Source organism: Phaeodactylibacter xiamenensis (genome assembly GCF_000759025.1).
In the GTDB taxonomy this organism is placed as follows: Bacteria; Bacteroidota; Bacteroidia; order Chitinophagales; family Saprospiraceae; genus Phaeodactylibacter; species Phaeodactylibacter xiamenensis.
In genome coordinates this window covers 1-18,151 of record NZ_JPOS01000020.1, presented here as the reverse complement: position 1 = coordinate 18,151, position 18,151 = coordinate 1, and the positions used below count along the sequence as shown (strand labels likewise).

The 18,151-nt window shown below is 54.0% G+C and carries 13 protein-coding genes; 10 read left to right on the top strand and 3 right to left on the bottom strand.

Going from position 1 to position 18,151, the window contains the following annotated elements; all coding sequences use genetic code 11:
* The first annotated feature begins 76 nt into the window (after nt 1-76).
* The 3 genes from IX84_RS09380 (at nt 77) to IX84_RS09370 (ending at nt 2,648) form a co-directional block, all read left to right on the top strand.
* Nucleotides 77-859 (top strand): endonuclease I family protein, encoded by a 783-nt coding sequence (locus tag IX84_RS09380; RefSeq protein WP_052515901.1) that lies wholly within the window; start codon nt 77-79, stop codon nt 857-859.
* Nucleotides 860-987: 128 nt separating this feature from the next.
* Nucleotides 988-1,671, top strand: a complete 684-nt coding sequence (locus IX84_RS09375; protein ID WP_152604980.1) for a hypothetical protein — start codon at nt 988-990, stop codon at nt 1,669-1,671.
* Entirely contained in the window at nt 1,668-2,648 is a 981-nt protein-coding gene (locus tag IX84_RS09370) for a S41 family peptidase (RefSeq protein WP_044219298.1), read from the top strand. The genes IX84_RS09375 and IX84_RS09370 overlap by 4 nt, the downstream gene beginning before the upstream one ends.
* Nucleotides 2,649-2,650: 2 nt before the next feature.
* Here IX84_RS09370 and IX84_RS09365 read toward each other — a convergent pair whose 3' ends face one another.
* Both IX84_RS09365 and IX84_RS09360 read right to left on the bottom strand, forming a co-directional pair.
* Nucleotides 2,651-4,060: a DASH family cryptochrome gene (locus tag IX84_RS09365; RefSeq protein ID WP_044219295.1), complete on the bottom strand. Its 1,410-nt coding sequence runs from the start codon at nt 4,058-4,060 to the stop codon at nt 2,651-2,653.
* A gap of 44 nt (nt 4,061-4,104) precedes the next feature.
* Nucleotides 4,105-5,604, bottom strand: coding sequence for a hypothetical protein (locus IX84_RS09360; RefSeq protein WP_152604979.1), 1,500 nt, complete (start codon nt 5,602-5,604; stop codon nt 4,105-4,107).
* A gap of 300 nt (nt 5,605-5,904) precedes the next feature.
* Here IX84_RS09360 and IX84_RS09355 point away from each other — a divergent pair, with 300 nt between their 5' ends.
* The 7 genes from IX84_RS09355 (at nt 5,905) to IX84_RS09325 (ending at nt 17,236) form a co-directional block, all read left to right on the top strand.
* Nucleotides 5,905-7,560 carry a hypothetical protein gene (locus IX84_RS09355; RefSeq protein ID WP_044219289.1) on the top strand — a complete coding sequence of 552 codons (1,656 nt, stop codon included), beginning with the start codon at nt 5,905-5,907 and terminating at the stop codon, nt 7,558-7,560.
* A 4-nt stretch (nt 7,561-7,564) separates the two neighbouring features.
* Nucleotides 7,565-8,809, top strand: coding sequence for a CHASE2 domain-containing protein (locus tag IX84_RS09350; RefSeq protein ID WP_044219286.1), 1,245 nt, complete (start codon nt 7,565-7,567; stop codon nt 8,807-8,809).
* Between the two features lie 77 nt (nt 8,810-8,886).
* Complete coding sequence (locus IX84_RS09345) at nt 8,887-9,846, top strand: hypothetical protein (RefSeq protein WP_044219283.1); 960 nt, start codon at nt 8,887-8,889, stop codon at nt 9,844-9,846.
* Nucleotides 9,843-11,480: a M48 family metalloprotease gene (locus IX84_RS09340; RefSeq protein ID WP_044219280.1), complete on the top strand. Its 1,638-nt coding sequence runs from the start codon at nt 9,843-9,845 to the stop codon at nt 11,478-11,480. Before IX84_RS09345 ends, IX84_RS09340 begins: the two co-directional genes overlap by 4 nt.
* A 28-nt stretch (nt 11,481-11,508) precedes the next feature.
* The gene (locus IX84_RS09335; protein WP_044219277.1) at nt 11,509-12,453 is read left to right on the top strand and encodes a hypothetical protein; all 945 of its coding nucleotides are present in this window, start codon (nt 11,509-11,511) and stop codon (nt 12,451-12,453) included.
* A gap of 271 nt (nt 12,454-12,724) precedes the next feature.
* On the top strand, nt 12,725-16,174 hold the full coding sequence (locus IX84_RS09330; protein ID WP_044219274.1) for a caspase family protein: 3,450 nt from the start codon (nt 12,725-12,727) through the stop codon (nt 16,172-16,174).
* 51 nt (nt 16,175-16,225) lie between these two features.
* Nucleotides 16,226-17,236 (top strand): pirin family protein, encoded by a 1,011-nt coding sequence (locus IX84_RS09325; RefSeq protein WP_044219271.1) that lies wholly within the window; start codon nt 16,226-16,228, stop codon nt 17,234-17,236.
* A gap of 33 nt (nt 17,237-17,269) precedes the next feature.
* Here the strand turns inward: IX84_RS09325 and IX84_RS09320 are convergent, their stop codons facing one another.
* Nucleotides 17,270-18,058: a tetratricopeptide repeat protein gene (locus tag IX84_RS09320; protein ID WP_044219268.1), complete on the bottom strand. Its 789-nt coding sequence runs from the start codon at nt 18,056-18,058 to the stop codon at nt 17,270-17,272.
* Between the last annotated feature and the right edge of the window lie 93 nt (nt 18,059-18,151).

The following is an 18,151-nucleotide window of genomic DNA, read 5'->3' as shown; positions in this document are numbered from 1 at the left end:
GAAGTTGGTTTTTTGGGCAGCCCCGGAGCTTTATTCGGGGCTGCGCTTTTTTTATCTTCGCACAAAAACCAACTGCATGCGCTTTTTGCTTCCATTCATTATCACTATTTCGCTCGCTACAAGACTGGGCGCTCAGCCCACTGTACCCCTGTTTTCCAACCTGGAGGGCAATGACCTGCTACAGGCCGTGCAGAAACGGTATACCCCAGCTCAGGTACTGGGCTACGGCCCTGCCCGCGACCTGATGTATGGCAAAATTGACAACTACCGCGATACCGTCTGCGGCATCTATTCCGGTCATTGCCTTTACCTGCCACCGGGAGAAGACCCCTCTCAGGCGCTTTATCAGGAAGGCAGTGCAGATGGCATCAATTGCGAGCATGTATACCCACGCAGCAAGGGCGCCAAATCCGGGAATGCGAAGTCAGATATGCACCACCTCTTCCCCACCCGGCTGGCGGTAAATGCCGCCCGCGGCAATGCCCCCTTTGCCGAAATACCGGATGAACTTACGGAGCACTGGTACTACATGGATACAGAGCAAAGCAATGCCCCTGACCAACAGATTGACCACTACAGCGAATCAACCGGCGAGCAATTCGAGCCCCGTGAGGACCGCAAAGGTGACATTGCCAGGGCTGTGTTTTATTTCTACACCATCTACCGGCAAGAGGCCCTGGAAGCGGACCCGCTATTCTTCCAGATACAACGCGAAACGCTACTGCTCTGGCATCAGCTCGACCCGGCTGATGAGCGGGAAATCGCCCGCACTCAGGCCATCGCCCGACATCAGGACGGGAAGCCCAATCCTTTTGTCATTGACCCCACACTGGCGGAGCGGCTTTATCGTACGGAGTAGGTTAGATTTGTCATTGACAGCCAGAACTACTGCTCTTAATTTGAGGGCTAAAAATGCGGGTTTTATACTTTTTTGCCGGTTGTTTATGGCCATTATGCCTGTCAGCGCAGATATGGGGTGCACACCTGATGGCTGCTCATACGCAATGGAAGGACCCTCAGCTCACCCCTCTGATCCTATCAGGATACAGCATAGCCGGCGGGCTCAGCTACGCCCGGCACACCCCCAATCATTACCAGCGATTTCAGTTGCTCTATACCGCCTCAGCGCTGAGCAGTAGCAATAGCAGTACATTCACAGCGTCTTCCAATACGGCCCGCCACAACTACGGGCAGATGAACCACGTTGAACTTTGGGCAATAGGTCCGTCCGGTTCCCTGCAAACACTAGCCGGCATAATGGGGCACCTGACAGTCAGCTACCGGCAGCATCACTACATCGGCGGCATCACAGAGGATCAGTTTGAGGGTGCTCTGGGATTCGGGCCCGCGCTGGGGGCACACTGGCAGCCGCAGGGAGACTTAAGCTACCGGATAGTGCTGGGGACGCCCTTATGGCACTATGCCATTACCAAGCGGCACAGCCCAAGGTACTTTTCCAGAGATTGGATTTGGGACCACCGGAACCTGTACGGCCCAGCCCGCTTTGCCCTCCTGCATGCTGAAGCTGGTACCTCCTGGACAGTTAGCAAAAAAACCAGCCTCTCCCTTGATTATCAGGCTCAGCTCACCTCTGTACACATTGTCCAACCACAACGGTCTTTGCAGCACCGTTTGCTATTGGGCGTTCACCTAAAATGGGCGGAATTATGAGCAAAAAAACTTTCCTGATACTCCTTCTAGTCAGCGTTTGGGCAGGCTGCCTCAAGCCGGATATTGAAAGCAGCAGCACAGGGGTTTTTCAGTCCTTTTGGACCGAAATGGACCGGCACTATGCCTACTTTGACTATAAGGGAACCGACTGGGATGCCATTCACACCCAATACGCCCCACAAGCCGCGCAAGCAGATGAAGAAGCCCTGGGTGACCTGCTTTGCACCATCATTCAGGACCTGGAAGACGGCCATGTCAATCTCTACACTCCGGCAGGCATCTGTGGCTACCCCTTTTGGGAGCGTGGCCCCTCAGATCCGCCTGACCTGGAGCGAATCTCCCTGACAGCGGCGGTTGACTTTAGTACGGTGCTCTACGGTGGCTATCTGCAGCAGCAGCCGGAGCTCGGCTATATCTGGATTAAAAACTTCAGCAGTGAAATTGGTGAATATGCTGCAATCGGGGAGGCTCTGGATTACTTTTCCGGCTCCCGGGGCCTGATTATAGACCTTCGCGGCAATGGAGGCGGCTCCGACCGCAACAGCGAGCTCGTTGCCCGTCACTTCGCTACAAAAGAAACCCTCTACCGGCGATTTCGCTACCGCAATGGCCCCAATCACGATGACTTTACTCCATGGATTGAAGACAATATCGCACCGCTTGGGAATACTTATACCAAACCGGTACTGTTGCTAACCAACCGGAGCTGTTTCAGCAGCACAGAAGACTTTATTTTAGCAATGAAACGCTTTGACCATGTACAAACAGTAGGAGACACTACAGGCGGTGGCTCAGGCAATCCCATTTTCCGGGAACTGCCCAACGGCTGGATATACCGGTTTTCTCACTGGCAGATGCAAACGGCGGACAGGCGCTTTTTTGAAGGCATTGGACTGCCGCCGGACTACTATCAGCCCTCCTCAGCAGAAGACAATACTGACCGGATACTGGAACGAAGCATAGAGCTGCTGAATTAAAATCAACTGACCCGCTTCACCGCCCACTCCAACTTGCCGGAAAGTGGCTCCGGTGCCGGATAGTCTGTTCCGATGCGTACTCCATATTTATTTTGTGTGGCCTCGTCCATCAAAAACGGGGCGTAGCAGTAAGGGGGCGGTACCTTTTCCAACTCAGGCAGCCAATGCCGCACAAATTCGCCTTTTTTATCGTATTTGCGGCTCTGCCAGATGGCGTTGGTAAAGCGCTGTTCAGTAGCCTGTACATTCCAGTTGAGCCAGTTGCTGCACACATCGTAGTCGATGAGCTGCACCTCAAACCAGGCGGCGCCCCAGGTCCAGTCAATACCATACTCCTGTGCCAAAAAGCTGGCATGATTGACCCGGCCACGGTTGCTCATAAAGCCGGTTTGGTTCAATTGCCGCATGTGGGCATCGAGGAAAGGGATACCGGTACGCCCCTCCTGCCATCGGCGGAACAACTCCTCGTCCTTCTTCCAGCTGTGCGCTCTTTCCTTAATCCCTCCCGGGAAAAACATACGGTTGCCGTGCTTCATGCCCAGGTACTGGAAGAACTCCCGCCACTTCAATTCGAAGATCAGCCAGTAGGTGGATACATTTTTTTTGACCTCCCGCTCGTACTTTTTATTTTCCCAGTACACCCGGCGGGGCGAGAGGCAGCCATGGGCAAGGTAGGGCGAGAACTTGGAGCTGTAATCGCTGCCCAGCGACTGATTGCGGGTCCATTTGTACCGGGTCAGCAACTGGCTGTCGAAAAAGTAATACTGCAGGCGCTCCAGTGCCGCCGTTTCTCCACCGGGATAGGCAGGCTGTCCGGCAGTGGCCTTAAAACCGACATCCTCCATGGACGGCACCGGTGCGTAAGTGTATTCCAATAACGGAAAAGTAACCGGCGTTGGCAGTAATGGCCGGACCTTACTCCCCTGCCTCAGGTGTTTGCGGAAGGTTTTGAATGTAGCGGCAGTGTCCTCCGGTGCAAAGGACACATCATCCGGATGGTATAACAAATGGCTCCACTCCCTTTCAAAATTACATCCCAATGGCGCCAGGGCATGTTGTACCGCTTGCTCGTCCTGTTGTTCCTCCCAGGTGATGTCCCGCTGTGCATACACGGTTTGAACGCCATGTGCCCGGACCAGCTTAGGAATAACCTCCTCCGGCTGCCCAATGACGATATGCAAATCGCCACCAATCCCCTTCAGGCGCTTCTTCAGGTCCGTCAGACTTTGGAGCAAAAAAGCCAGCCGGTGGGCACCCGTTTTCCGGAAGCCCAGCGGCAGCTCCCGGAACCAGCGCGGATCCAGGCAGAAGACCGGCAGCAGCGTATCGCTTTCCGCTAAAGCACGGTGCAGGACGGGGTTATCATGCAGGCGTAAGTCTTTTCGGAACCACAGGAGGCCGGGCTTAGACATAGAATGAAGTGTTTTCTTGCCCAACAGGCTGGCTCCCCCAAGGTTTAATTACCCATGATATTGAAGGAAATGCCCAGGAAAAAGCCCAACTCGTAAATCGACTTAGTGGGCAGTATCGTTGCATCGTACACATCGCCAGGTTGATACCCTTGTGCGAGGCGCTCTACCTTCCCGCCGGTAAGGCCAGTGGTGAAGACCACCCGCTGCCCCTGCCCCAGGATCAGGCTGGGGCCGAAAAAGTAAGTTTGCAGCCCCGCGTTATCTCCTCCGATCCCAATACCAAGGCCAAAGGCCCCCCCGACGGAAACCTGCCGCCGGCTCTGCGGGTAGAAATGGAAAAAACTGGAAATAATCGGCAAAAAGGCATCCTGGTCATCCGCAACGATGAAAGAGTCCCGAACGCTATACGACTGCGGGCGGTCAAAGAAGCGGACGAAGCTCACGCCAACACTCGCATTGACCTTTAGCCCACCGTAGGTATTTAGCTTGATAGGGTTCAGCTGCTTGGGCCTTACGCCCTGCTGCAAGGCAGAATCTACCGGATTGAGCCGGATGCGGAAGGTGGTCAGGTCAGCATCCGGGCTATAGACGAACTTTTGTTCGAACCGGTGCTCCTGCATTTCTTCATAGAGATAACCCAATTCGGTCAGTTCCCTGAGCTGAAGGCTCTCCAGCCCAGTGAGCTGTTCCCGGACCGACTGGGCTTTTTCCTCGTACCCTGCCACACGGAGGGCAGCAGATTCATAGGCTACCGCCAGTGCGAGGCGGTCGGTATCGGGCAGGTCAGGAGCTTCGAAGAGGACACTACGGGAAGCCTCCAGTTTTTCCAGTTCCATCTGAAGCTGCCCCACTTCCTGCTCGTAGTCTTCAACCGTCTTTTGAATGGCACTGGACTGATCGGTGCGACGAACCACTTCCCCGATGTTCAAAGGCTCATCCCGGCGGACACCCAGCACGGGCTTGAGGTAGTCCATGGAAAGGGCTTTGATCTTTTTAGGCGATAGTCCGGGATGCTGCCGGAGCTGTCGTACTTCGTCCAGTGCTATCTGTTGAAAAGCCTGGCTCTGCAACTCTTTGTTCAGATAGCCATTAAGCTCCTGAATCTCGCTTTCGATATCCTCCATCGCCTGCAGGTGGCTGGCAAACCGCCTGGCCATAGCTTTAGTAGCGGTAGACACATTCGCCTGGTCCACCATGCCACTGCCCTGATCAACGATGCGGGTACTGTCTAATCCAAAACCCGTGCCCCCCATCCCTCCGGTCAGGCTTCTAAACTGTGCCAGTGCAGAACCGCTGCTGCCACCGCCAAATAAAGGGCTGCCTGAGGCGGGCACATTGAAGTCCTCTGCTTCGGTTTCCAGTTCCAGGTCATAAATATAATCGTTGTAATTAAGCACATGCAGTATGACCTGCTGCCCTTTTTTGACGGCTGGCTGTGCTACAGCTTTCCCGTCAATCTGATAGTAAACCGTATCCTCAAATACGTCGTAAAAAATATGCAGGTCCTGGGCGTAAAGCCAGGCTGTGTTCAGTAACATCAACATAGCTAAACAATACTTAGGTGCGTTCATCGGTAGGTAGATTAAAGATGGAGAAAAAGGGCTGTCGACCGCTCATTAGGGTCTCGTGGCAGGAATAGAATCCCTAAATATAGTGATTTGGCAAGATGAAGAGAGGTTACCCTATCCAAAAACTTTCTATTGAAAGGTAACCAAAAGACAGGCATTCAAATCAACCCAGGGAAAGGCAACCTGGCTTTCCCCGTTGTATTAATTCAAGATTTCCTATTTTGTGAATGTGACCCATGTTTGCAAGCCTTAAATATCATCTAAACCCAACCCGCCATGAAAGCCCCTAGTTTGATCCTTATTGTTTGCCTGGTCTTTGCGCTCAATCTTACAGGGCAGCCCCGTAACGCTTTTAGCTACATCAGTAAGCCTGACCAACTGGAGCAAGAAATGGAAGCACTGGTGGGCCCGAAGTATGAGAAAGCCCTGGCCATATACAACCGGCTTGTGGAGGCCAAAGGCGACCGGCGCTTTCCGGTCCCGGCTTTCGCTATGACAAAGGCCGCAAATAATGCTGCGTTTTTGGTTTACGGCGGCACACAGATTGGGCTGGAAGAAAAAGCCTACGATATCTGCATGTCACTGGGGGAGCAGGAAGGTGAAGCGGCTATCGCCGGGCTGCTCGGGCATGAACTAGTCCACTTTTACGAGAAACACCAGTGGCGGTCAAGTTTCGCACAGGCTTACCGCGAGCTGGAAATCGGCAGGACGCTGGAGGGCATGGTGGACCAGGACAAGATTAACAACGAAACTCAGGCGGACTACCTGGGTGGCTTTCTCGCCTACTCTGCAGGCTATCCCGTTTTTGACAACCGGGCCGCCCTCCTGGATAAAATATACAAGACTTACCCTTTCCCCGAAGTCGATACCACGGGCGCTTACCCCAGCCTAAACGACCGCAAGGCGCTGGCCCAAAAGTCAGAAGAGAAGCTCAAAGACCTGGTCCGGGTATTTGAGGTGGGGAATTTGCTTGCTGCAATCGGCCAGTACGATGATGCCCGGGTATTTTTCAAACACATCCTGATCGACTACCAGGGGCGGGAAATTTACAACAACCTGGGAGTTGTCACCGTATTGGAAGCGCTGGAGTACTTTCCGGAATCCGAACGTAAGTACCGCTTGCCACTGGAACTGGATATGACTTTTGGGGCAGGCAGTAAAGATGGTTTTGGAGATAAAGTGGAACGGCGCAACAAACTGCTGCGCGAAGCTATTTCCTACTTCAACAACGCCATCAGCATGGATCCGGGCTATGCGCCGGCTTACCTAAATAAAGCCTGTGCCTACTACATGTTGGGCGACAACGACCGGGCTGCTTTTTACGCTGGCGTGGAAGCAAAGCGCAATCCGGGGCAATTCCCCAAAACCAAAACCGACGCCCAGGTATTGATGGCTATGCTGACCGCCCGCGGGGGCAACCTGGAAACCGCCATTCAGCAACTGGAAAAGCTGGAAGCGCCCTCGGCTGTGGCCCTTTACAACCTGAGCCAGATGAAGCAAACCCCAATCCCGGACGGTCAAAAACCCAATGGCCCGGATGCCTATGATATCGACAGCGTGGAACCTTACAACCTGACCAACTTTGACCGGCAGTACCGGCGGGAGCGTAAGGAAATTGAGCTGTTTGAAGCCCTCGACTTCAGAATTTGGACCCCTGAACAGGTCGAAGGCCTTAGCGCTTCAACCGTTTATATGGTGAAGTCGCCTAACAATCCCAGCCTCTATCTGCAACTGACCGACGCCGGGCATCCCGGAGAGCTTTACGACGGCTTCAAAGCCGGTACCCCCCGCTCAGAGCTGACGGATCTTTACGGAGAGCCCAAAACTTCACTCGAACTGCCCACCGGAGAGATCATGGTTTACAAGGAAGTGCTACTTTTACTCGACCAAAATGGACAGCTCAGCCGCTGGGCCAATTACCGATTCAAATAAACCTATGCTCAACCGCATTATTCAGCCACACAGCATCATCATTACGGTGCTGATTTTTCTGTTTATCTGGTTTCTCAACCTGATACGGCTGAACATGCACTACATCGACCCTTTCAACAACGGGCTCAAAAACTACGAGATTACGGACATCGTCTATGCCTATCTGAGCGATTCCTCCCGGCAACAACCACTCCGGACCCAGGATTTACTGCTCGTGGACATTGGCAGGCCGGACCGCGGGCGTATAGCACTGCTGATTGACCGGTTAAGGGAGGCCGGTGCGGCTGCCATCGGGGTGGATGTGCTTTTTGAATCATCGACAGTCTCTCCTGCAGACTCCTTCCTGCAAGCCGTCATTCGGCGGACGCCCAACTTAGTCCTTGCCTGTGAAGTCGATCAGGTCAACGCAAAGGGGACAAGGTTTGAGCAGTGGAAAGGCGTGGACACCGCTTTTGCCAATTACAGCACACTCGGCTACGTCAACTTCCCGGCTAATCAGACGCGGGTCATCCGACATTTCAGCCCGCAGGAGCAAGTGGGACAGGATACACTACCCGCCTTTACGACCGCGCTATTGCAAATTTATGCGCCCGAAAAAGCCGCAAAATTACTCGAACGGAACAAACCAGTAGAGCGTATCCACTATACCGGTCCTCAGTATGCCTTCCCGAGGCAGGAACAGGACCGGCTTTTGGACAGCATGAGCCTTGAGGAGGTCCGCTCGGTTGTCCATGGCAAAATAGTGCTCCTGGGCTACCTGCCTGCTCCCTATGAGGGCGACCTGCTGAAAGACCGGCACTACACTCCTCTCAATCAATCTTACACCAACCGGGCCATACCCGACATGTACGGCCTTGCCATACACGCGAATGTGCTCAATATGGCACTGGAAGAACAATTCATCCGTGAGCTCCCCAACTGGCTCAACGTCATTCTACTCGCCATTTTCGGATACCTGAATGTGTTGTTAATCCACTGGGTGTATGATGATTTCAATGAAGTATTCCATGGCATCACGCGGGCTCTGCAGCTTGTTGAGTTTATTCTTCTGTTTTTTCTAATTGCCCTGCTTTTTCATTATTTCCGAATAAAACTCGATTTTGGGGTAGGCATATTGGCCCTATTGCTGGCCTACGACCTCATCATGATCTACGAAAGCCTCATCCGGCGGCGGCTGCCCTGGCTCGACCGGATTCCGGAGGCGATTCCACTACGGCCTACACCTGCTGCTATTGAGGAAGAAGAATAATCCTTGTGCGATTTCTGTATATTGGAAGGTAACCCTTTGAAGGCTGATCAAATTGACTAATAAAGCCTGAGCATACTATGAGAAACAAATGGCTATTTCTGATTTTACTGACTTGCGGCGTGGCAGGCCTCACTGCTCAGCAAGATCTTTTTATTGTTTTGGACGTCAGTTCGGGCAGTGGCCTGACCTACAGTCAGGAAGGCGGTAATGAACGGCGGGTATTTGCCGGCACAACGGTCAAAGCTCCAGGGCGGCTGCGGCTGCTACAGGGCGTGAGTGCCGTTATCGTTTTTGAAGACACCCGGACAACGCTAAAAGGCCCGGCCATGTATGACCTTGAACAGCTGGGCGCTGATATCCGCAGCCAAAATAGTTCTACTTTCTTGAGCCGGTTCTGGTCTTTTATCAGTAATGCCATTAAAGATACCGATACGCCACAGCAGGTGGAACAGTCCCATCGCCGCTACCTGACCAACGCCCGGGCGGGTGTCAGTGGATTCGGCAGTTCGTCCTACGGTATTGAGGCACCGGGTTACCTGACCGGTTTGCTCACCCACCCTGAGGTGACATTTCGCTGGGATTCCGTTACCCACCCATACGGTTATCGTTTTGAGCTACGACAAGAAGGGGCTACGGACCCGATTATTACTGCTACTTTGTCCGGACAACAACTGACCACTGACCTCCGCCAACTCCGCTTCGAGGGCAAAACGCCTGCCTATTGGCAAGTAAGTGCCCTGCAGGCCGATAGCAGTTGGTTAAAGACCGCCCGCATACCAGTGTATTTCGATCAGGAGGCGCTACAAATCTTCGATGCTCAGCTGGAAGCCGACGACGATTTCCAAAGCCTGTCCGAAGCCATACAGCCTATCTACCGGCTTTACGAGCTGGAGGAAGCCGGGCTTCTCCAGGCCGCTTACCACACCTACGCTGCACAACTCCAATCGGATGCCCCCTCCGCAGTGGACCGGCAACTTTTCATCAGTTTTCTCCTGCGCATGAATGCGTTAGAAGAAGCCCAAACCCTAATGAAATGAGCAGGCTCCTCCTGATACTATGGCTGGCGCTGCCTGTCGCATTAGGGGCACAGGACAGCCTGTTCGCCTTTGTGGATAACCCTTTCTCTCGGCGGTTCGCCCCTGTGCCGGTAGGCGGTTACAAGCTGGAAGTGGCGCAGCGTATTTTCGATGACCTGGTGAAGGCCCGGGGCAGCTTCAGAATGCCCGTTCCCGAGCTTGTCATGAATACCGGGCGCCGCTACATGGCCTGGATGCACCCCGGAAAGCGGCAGATTGGGCTGGAGGAGCAAGCTTATGACATTTGCGTCAGCCTGGGTAAAGACTCCCTGAATGCACTGGCGGCTATGCTTTCGCATGAAATCATCCATTACTACGAAAACCACGATTGGAAACGCAACTTCATCAATCAGAATGACGGGCTGGAAGCAGCTGAACAGCTGGAAAAACTTTCTGACGGGCTTAAGTACGAGACGCAGGCCGATTATTTTGGCGGCGTATTAGCGATTTCAGCCGGCTACAATACCTACAGCACGCTTGCACCACTGTTGGAAAAAGCCTACGCGACCTATGGGCTGCCTGATGAAATCCAAGGCTACCCCAGCCTGAGCGAACGCCTGAAGCTTAGCGAGAACACCGCAAGGCGGCTGGAAAAACTCTTTCAGGTCTATCAGACTGCCAATTACCTGAGCCTGATAAAAGGGCATACTGAGGCGCTGGACTATTATCAGTACATCCTCGGCGAGTATCAGGGGTTTGAGTTGTACAACAACGCCGGGGCTACCGCACTGCTGGCGGCACTCGACCTCACCCCGAAAAATGAAATGCCTTACGTTTTGCCTATTGAGCTGGACCTGGAAAGCCGGCTTGGGCAGATTACCACCCGATTGCCCAAAGACGCTGCTGCGCGGCGGGCACAATTACTGGAGAAGGGGCAGCAACTATTCAAAAACGCTTTGCTGCTCAACGAAGCTGAGCCCTCTGCCCACCTCAATCTGGCCAACCTCCATGTGCTAAGGGGAGAATGGCTGGATGCTGAATACCGGGCCCGGAAGGCGTTGGCGCTTGCAGCAAAGGTAAGCAATGCCCCTGCTGCGGCTAAAGCGCAAGTCACTTTGGGCGTAGCGGCTATCCTCCAAAGGGATACTTTTGCCGCTTTGGCCTACTTCCAATCGGCGCAACCAGCAGTGATGAACCTGGCAAAGATCAACCTCTCCATCCTCCAAGGAGGAGCAGAACTGATTGCCCCGCAAAATTATAACGTGAGAGGCGTAGAAGAAATTGATGGCGTTTTCCCGGAAGACTTCCTCGTTGCCCCTTCCTTTACCGCCACCGTAAATCTGCCCGGCAAAATATACTGTGGCTATAAGCATATGCCCACTTCCAATATTTTTCAACACTATGTGGACAACGGCAGCAACCGCTTTGCCTGGTTCCACCGGACCGACCCCGACTACAAAGGGGAAACCCTTTACGGGCTTTCAGCCGGTGCCACCGCAGCCAAAATACGTACAGTTTATGGGGTGCCCAACCGGATATTATCCCTCCCCAACGGGCAATGCCTGGCGTACGATCAACGTCAACTTCTACTCCTCACTGATGAGACCGGACAGCTTCGCAGCTGGATCGTCTTTCGGTCAGGACTAACAGAATAAATCTTCATCTACCTAAAACCTTATCCACATGAAATGGCTAACCCTATTGTTTATCGCCTGCACTTCCTTAGCCCTGAATGCTCAGGACAGCCCGGTTGTTTATTCCGTTGATGGCCCGGCCCGATACTCGCCGGCAAGCAAAGGCTGGTTCAACTTTTCTCCAATTAAAACGGGCATGCCGCTCAGTAAGGAGGGCCGCCTGAAGCTCCGCGCAGGCACTTCTGTCAGCCTGCTTTACGATGAGCAATTTGCCACGATCAACACCAGGGGCAAACATGACATCGCTACCCTGCTCACGGATTATGGGCAATTTCAGGAAAGCCCCTACGCTGAGCTGCTGCAGGAAAGGGTGGAAGAAGCCAGCGACCCTTTCTTTTTTTACCTCGATGACGAGCCGGGGCTGGCCGCCAGTACCAAGCCAACCAAGCCCAAGTACGAAAGTAAAGAGGGTGATGGCCATGGCGATGCCGATGCTGCCCTGCTCCCCATTACGACCAACGGCGGCAAGGTGGCTGGTGAAAGCTTCTTCGTTTCCTGGGCACCGGGAGCCGATGTGAAAGCGCCTGATCAATATACTTTCCGCCTTACCGACGATCAGGGGCAGGTTTTACTGGAAGAGACTACAGCTGAAGGCAACCTCACTGTGAATGCAGCAGATGTCGGGCTCAAAACCGGTGAATTTTACCGATGGAAGGCCACAGCCTCCAACGATGCATCTGTGGGCACGCCATTGATTACCTTTCAGTATGTGGATAAAGCAGAACTCAACAGTGCCCTTTCAGACCTCAGGTCAACGCCTGCCTATTCCACGGCTGAGCCCGCAGCAAAATTGTTACTGGAAGCGGTAACGATGGAAGACAATGGCTTTCAGGAACGTGCGGGTCTGCGCTTCCGTAAGGCCATGGGGCAATACCCCGACCACGATCTCGCAAGAGCGCTGTACAAGGCCTTCCTGTGGCGGCAGGGGTTATAAAAACCACCTGTATTTCTTGTACCAGGGTAGTTTGTAACAGACTGCCCTTTACTTACATCAATCGGCATTTGCTATAAAGTAACTGTACCTTGACCTGGCCATGACCGGCAACGGCCTATACAGTTGACACTACAACGGGCTGGCAATACCGCGTTCAAGCTAAATTATTTATCCGTCGCTGAGGTTAGAGAATACCTTTGCAGGCCCGAACTGCCGACAACCTCAAACAACTCGGCCCCAACGTGGTAAGAGCTACTCAAAAAATAACCTGATGCAAAAAACACTGTTTATCCTGTTCCTCTTCCTTCCCCTCTGCGCCATCGCCCAGCCCGTAGAGCTGGGCCTGCCCGCAGGGCATACCGGAACTGTTTACAACCTCCGTTTTTCACAGGATGGCACCCTGCTGTTCTCTGCCGGAGAAGATGCCAGCCTGATGCTTTGGGATGTGGCGACCGGTAAACTGCTGAAGTCCTCTGTGAAAGCCGGGGGCGCTGTAATGCCTGGGGCCATCGCTTCCCCAAACCTGCAGTACGTTCAGTATAATAAAGGCTGGCAGGACTACCGCCCGCTGTTCTTTAGCTTCCGGAACCCGGAAAACCGGGGGATGAACCTCCGGGATGACCCTTTTCAAAGCTTCTCTGCCGATGGGCAATGGGGCATGAAGCAGTCCGGTGGCTTAGCCCGGCTTGACAACCTTGCCGATAGCCTGCCCGCTCCTGATTTTAAGCCCGATGGCTTTACACCGGATGGGCGCTATTTTTACAAAATCAGGGAAGGGCAGATTCAATTTTGGGATGCGGTTACTCAGGACCCAATGCAGTTTCAAAGCCTAAACGGGCTCTCGCCATACGCCAGGTTTTGGGCGTATGGTAAAATTCTGGGCAATGAGGTGGAATACCAAATTCAGTACAACTTTTGGTCAACCGAAACCGGAAGGTTTCTCTACCGCCTTGAAATACCAGAAGGGTACCAGCTACGGGACATCGCTCCGGACGGCAGCTTCGTAATTTTAGTGGATGAGCAGGGGCAGTTCCGGAAGTACGATCCTGTACAGCAGGTATTCATGCTTACTTACACTACCGGCTCCCCAACTACCAATGCATCGATGATGCCAGAACCGCCCGCTGCCCGGCTTTCCCCTGATGGGCAGATGCTGGCGTGCAGCGGACTCGATGGCACGCTTTATCTGCTCGATGCCAATACCGGGCGAAGGATTCGAACCCTGCGTGCCCACCATCTCATCCCCGCTGATTTGGCTTATCGTGAGAATGGCGAAAAGCTCAGCTTTACTTCAGCATCAGGCCTGGTACATACCTGGGACCTGGAGGCTTGCCGCAAGGAAGCTCCGGGGGCGCCCACCAATATCTACAACAGCATCTCCCTGTCAGAAGGAGCCTTCCGGGAACAAACCCTCACCCAACAAGGCATTAAAGCCACTACGGCAGACGGACAAACCGGAGTGCGCTTCGAGCGTAGCGACAGAGATTACACCCCCGTACTGGTGAATCTACAAAACATGGAGCCCATCCGCTCATTAGCACCGGCCAATTTAGGGCATCATTCGGTAAGAAAGGCCATCTTCTCCAATGATGGCAGACGGTTACTCCTCATCCCCACCACTGAACTGCAAGAGGGGACAACTTGCTACGTTTGGGATGTGCCTTCGGGTAAAATCCTGCACCGCTTCCCGGATCCGGAAGATAGTTATGCCCTTTCCGGTGCATTTTCCTCCGAAGGGAACCAACTGTTACTAGGCACCTGGAACCGTGCCGTCCACCTTTATAACCTTACCAACGGGCAGCTTTTGCATACCTTCAGGGGGCACCGGGGAAAGGTACAAGCCCTCGCCTTTGCACCGAATGGGAACTATTTTGCCAGTGGTGCGGAAGACGGACAAGTCAAAATCTGGAGCATCCCTGAGCGTAAGGAAATCGCCACCCTCATACTTATTGACAAAGACGACTGGATTGTACTTAGCCCGCAAGGGCTGTTCGATGCCTCCCAAAATGCCATGCGCCTGCTTTACTACCTGGTTGAAACCGGCCAGCGCACCGAAATCATAGAACTGGAACAACTGAAAGCCCGCTACTACGAGCCGGGGCTGCTTCAAAAATTACTGGGTTACCTGCCTGAGCCCGTCCGTTCTGTGGAAGGATTGGCTCGTGTAGCCTTGTACCCGGCGCTTCAGGCCGGCATTCAGGGCGATCAGGTAAAGGTGGCACTCGAAGCCCGGTCCGGTGGAATCGGCAGAGTGTCCATTCAGGTCAATGGAAAGGAAGTGGCTTATGATGCTAACCCTGATCGCAAACCCCGCTTTTCCTTTGACTTGCGCCCGGTACATCCCTACCTGCTGCGACATCCGGACAGTACCAACCGTATCAGCATTCAGGCATATAATGCCGAAGGATGGCTGAAGAGCCGACCGCTTCACCTAAGCTATGAGCCGGTCAGCCGGACCAGAGGAAATACCGGCAACAGCAGCAGCTCCTGGACCGGAGAACTCGACCCCAAAATGTACGTCGTAACCGTAGGTACCTCCGACTATAACGGGGAAGCCCTCGACCTGAAGTACGCCACGCAGGATGCGATAGCTATGGCCCGCTCCCTCGCACTCGTCGGCGCTAACCTTTTTGCCAATGGCGATAGCATAGAAGTACACTGCCTGACCACCGCCCCGGCCAACCAAACCGGGCTCGAAGGCACCAACATCTCCTGGCAATACGCCAGCAAAGCGAATATCCAAAGGACCTTGCAAAGCATACAGCAAAAAGCCAAAGCCGAGGACGTGCTACTCGTTTACCTCTCCGGCCACGGGCTGGCTTTCGGCAATGGCGACCGGGAGCAATTCTACTACCTCACCCACGATGTGGCGAATACCGACATGATCATGGATGCAGAAGTCCGCGCCCGGTACACTATCCCGAGCAGCGAGCTTACCGAATGGATTAACGATATCCCCGCCCTCAAACAAGTGCTCGTCATTGATGCCTGCAACTCCGGGCAGGCCGTGGAAGACCTCAGCAGCGGCACCCGCAACCTCAACGCCAGTCAAATCCGGGCATTGGACCGCATGAAAGACCGAACCGGCATGTTCATCCTCTCCGGCAGCGCTGCCGACAAAGTCAGCTTTGAAGCCAGCGAATACGGGCAGGGGTTGCTCACTTATGCACTACTGCAGGGCATACAGGGACTGGCCACTACCCGAACTGCCGATGGGGAATACGTGGACGTGATGACGCTCTTTCAGCATGCCCGGGACGAAGTGCCCCGCCTTGCCGCCTCCATCATGGGGGTACAGACGCCCACCCTGGGCTTCCCTGCTGATGCCAGCAGCTTTGATATCGGAATTGTTAAATACGAACAGGAACTACCCATCGGGCAGAAAAAACCGGTACTCATCCGCACCACCTTCCTCAATGAAGCCACCCTGACGGACGACCTGCAACTGATGCAGCAGCTGGAAAATACCTTCCGGCGGGAAAATGAAAAAGCATCCCATGCCGATTACCTGTTTATTGATGCCAGTGATTATCCGGGGGCGTATGCGCTGAGGGGGCTGTACACTCAGGTTGATGGAGAGATCCGCTTCTCCAAGATACTGCTCTTCAGAGGGCAGTTCACCTCTTTCCCATTGGATATCGCTCCTAACAGTGATCCGGGCCGCATAGTGAGGGAAATAGAGCGAGCCGTCAAAAAGATCATCAAGCGGCAGTCCCGGTAAACAAAAATGAGGCTTGAGCTATTTTAATGTTAGAACATTAAAACAACTATTATGAGTACGCAAAATACCTCTATCAAAATGGTCCGGGCGCTGGGCTTCCCCTGGGCCACACAGGACCCCTTCATTTTCTGTGCTTACCACAATGACCGCTATCCGAAGGGTAATGCCCAGTTGGGCCCCGATGCCTCCCTGGGCGGCCGTGCCATTGGGCAGGACTTTGACCCTTCCAACGACTGGCGGATGTACCACGGGAAGACCGTACCCGGCTTTCCGCACCATCCCCACAGCGGTTTTGAAACGGTGACCATCGGTAAGAAAGGACTGATTGACCATGCTGATTCTCTGGGTGCTGCCGGGCGCTTCGGGAACGGAGATGTACAGTGGATGACCGCTGGTAAAGGCGTACAACATTCCGAGATGTTCCCCCTCCTGCGTGACGATGCGGACAACCCGCTGGAGCTGTTCCAAATCTGGCTCAACCTGCCGAAGAAGAGCAAGCGGGTGGCCCCCCACTTCAAAATGCTTTGGGCAGACACCGTACCAGTTTATGAGGTCGATGGCGTGAAAGTCGACATCATCGCCGGCGAACTAGAAGGGCACAAGGCACCGGCTCCCGCCCCGGATTCCTGGGCCGCCGACCCTGCCAATGAGGTAGCTATTTGGACCATTAAACTGTCAGCAGGCAAGACCTTTACCCTCCCGTCGGCCAGTGCCGGGCTTAACCGTTCCCTCTACTTTTATCAGGGTACTACGGTAGATGCAGATGGACAGGAAATTCCTTCACAAAAGATTCTCGACCTGCACAGTGATCAATCCACGACTTTGAAAGCCGGCGCAGAAGATGCCTACTTCCTGTTTCTGCAGGGCAAGCCGATCAACGAGCCGGTCGTACAGCACGGTCCCTTCGTGGCCAATGACCGGGAAGGCATCATCCAGATCATGCAGGAATACCAGGCTACAGAATTCGGTGGCTGGCCCTGGCCCCGCCCCGATCAGGTGCATGAGCGGTCGCGTGGTCGCTTCGCTAAGCATGTGGATGGAAGGGTGGAAGAGAAGGCATAGCATTGGCTCGCAGAGTAGTTTCCTGGATTTTTTCTAATCCCAGTCGGGAAAATACTGGTCCAGCAGCGCCCGGTATCCTGCAGTGCTCCGCAGCGGCGCCAGCTGATCGAGCCCCTCCAATTTCTCCAAAGAGACTTCCAAACGGGCGAGTAGCGCTTCCAGTGTTGCCAGCCCGTTTGCATTTTGCCCCAGTTGGACCTGACAGGCAGCCAGCTCCAGGTAATGTGCTGCTTCCTCGGGTGCATGCTGCAGGCGCTGTTCCAAAAAGGGCAGGGCTTTATCATAACGCCCCAGCTCGAAGTAAATATAAGCCAGGTATTCATTGCTGTAATTGGAGCCGCCGTCCAGCTCGTACATGCGCACCGCACTGGGCAATGCAGCCTCCAGCTGATCACTGTAGAGGTAGAGGTAAGCCATCATATCGTACCCCTTGAAAGCCTCCGGCTCCAACTGCTGATAGCGGCGCAACAGGCGCAAGGCTTCCTCATGCCGATTCTTCTCATCAGCATAAAGATTGGCAAGGGAGAAAACCGGTGCGGCATAGCTTTCATCCCGCTCCATGGCAGCAGTATACATTTGGATCGCCTCCGCCCGGCGTTCCGTGGATTCATACAGCACGCCCAGGTTGTAATAGGCGAGTGCCAGGCTGCTGTCCTGAGCGATGGCCTGCTTGTACAGCTCCTCAGCCGCACCAAACTGCTTTTGGCGTTTGTAGGTGTAGGCTAGATTGGTAAGCGCCAGCCCCCAGGTCGGCGACAGGGCATTGGCCCGCTGAAAGGCGTTGAGTTCCTCGGCGGGGCGGTCGAGACGGCGGAAGAGCAATCCCAGTTCATTGTAAATATGGGGGGCTACCGGGGTCAGTGCCAGCTTGGTCGATTCCTAAAATAAGTTGACAGATTATCGGATAAAATCCTA

Coding starts and splice junctions, on each gene's coding strand:
- IX84_RS09380 (WP_052515901.1), top strand. CDS start 77: ATGCGCTTTTTGCTTCCATTCATTATCACTATTTCGCTCGCTACAAGA.
- IX84_RS09375 (WP_152604980.1), top strand. CDS start 988: ATGGCTGCTCATACGCAATGGAAGGACCCTCAGCTCACCCCTCTGATC.
- IX84_RS09370 (WP_044219298.1), top strand. CDS start 1,668: ATGAGCAAAAAAACTTTCCTGATACTCCTTCTAGTCAGCGTTTGGGCA.
- IX84_RS09365 (WP_044219295.1), bottom strand. CDS start 4,060: ATGTCTAAGCCCGGCCTCCTGTGGTTCCGAAAAGACTTACGCCTGCAT.
- IX84_RS09360 (WP_152604979.1), bottom strand. CDS start 5,604: ATGTTGATGTTACTGAACACAGCCTGGCTTTACGCCCAGGACCTGCAT.
- IX84_RS09355 (WP_044219289.1), top strand. CDS start 5,905: ATGAAAGCCCCTAGTTTGATCCTTATTGTTTGCCTGGTCTTTGCGCTC.
- IX84_RS09350 (WP_044219286.1), top strand. CDS start 7,565: ATGCTCAACCGCATTATTCAGCCACACAGCATCATCATTACGGTGCTG.
- IX84_RS09345 (WP_044219283.1), top strand. CDS start 8,887: ATGAGAAACAAATGGCTATTTCTGATTTTACTGACTTGCGGCGTGGCA.
- IX84_RS09340 (WP_044219280.1), top strand. CDS start 9,843: ATGAGCAGGCTCCTCCTGATACTATGGCTGGCGCTGCCTGTCGCATTA.
- IX84_RS09335 (WP_044219277.1), top strand. CDS start 11,509: ATGAAATGGCTAACCCTATTGTTTATCGCCTGCACTTCCTTAGCCCTG.
- IX84_RS09330 (WP_044219274.1), top strand. CDS start 12,725: ATGCAAAAAACACTGTTTATCCTGTTCCTCTTCCTTCCCCTCTGCGCC.
- IX84_RS09325 (WP_044219271.1), top strand. CDS start 16,226: ATGAGTACGCAAAATACCTCTATCAAAATGGTCCGGGCGCTGGGCTTC.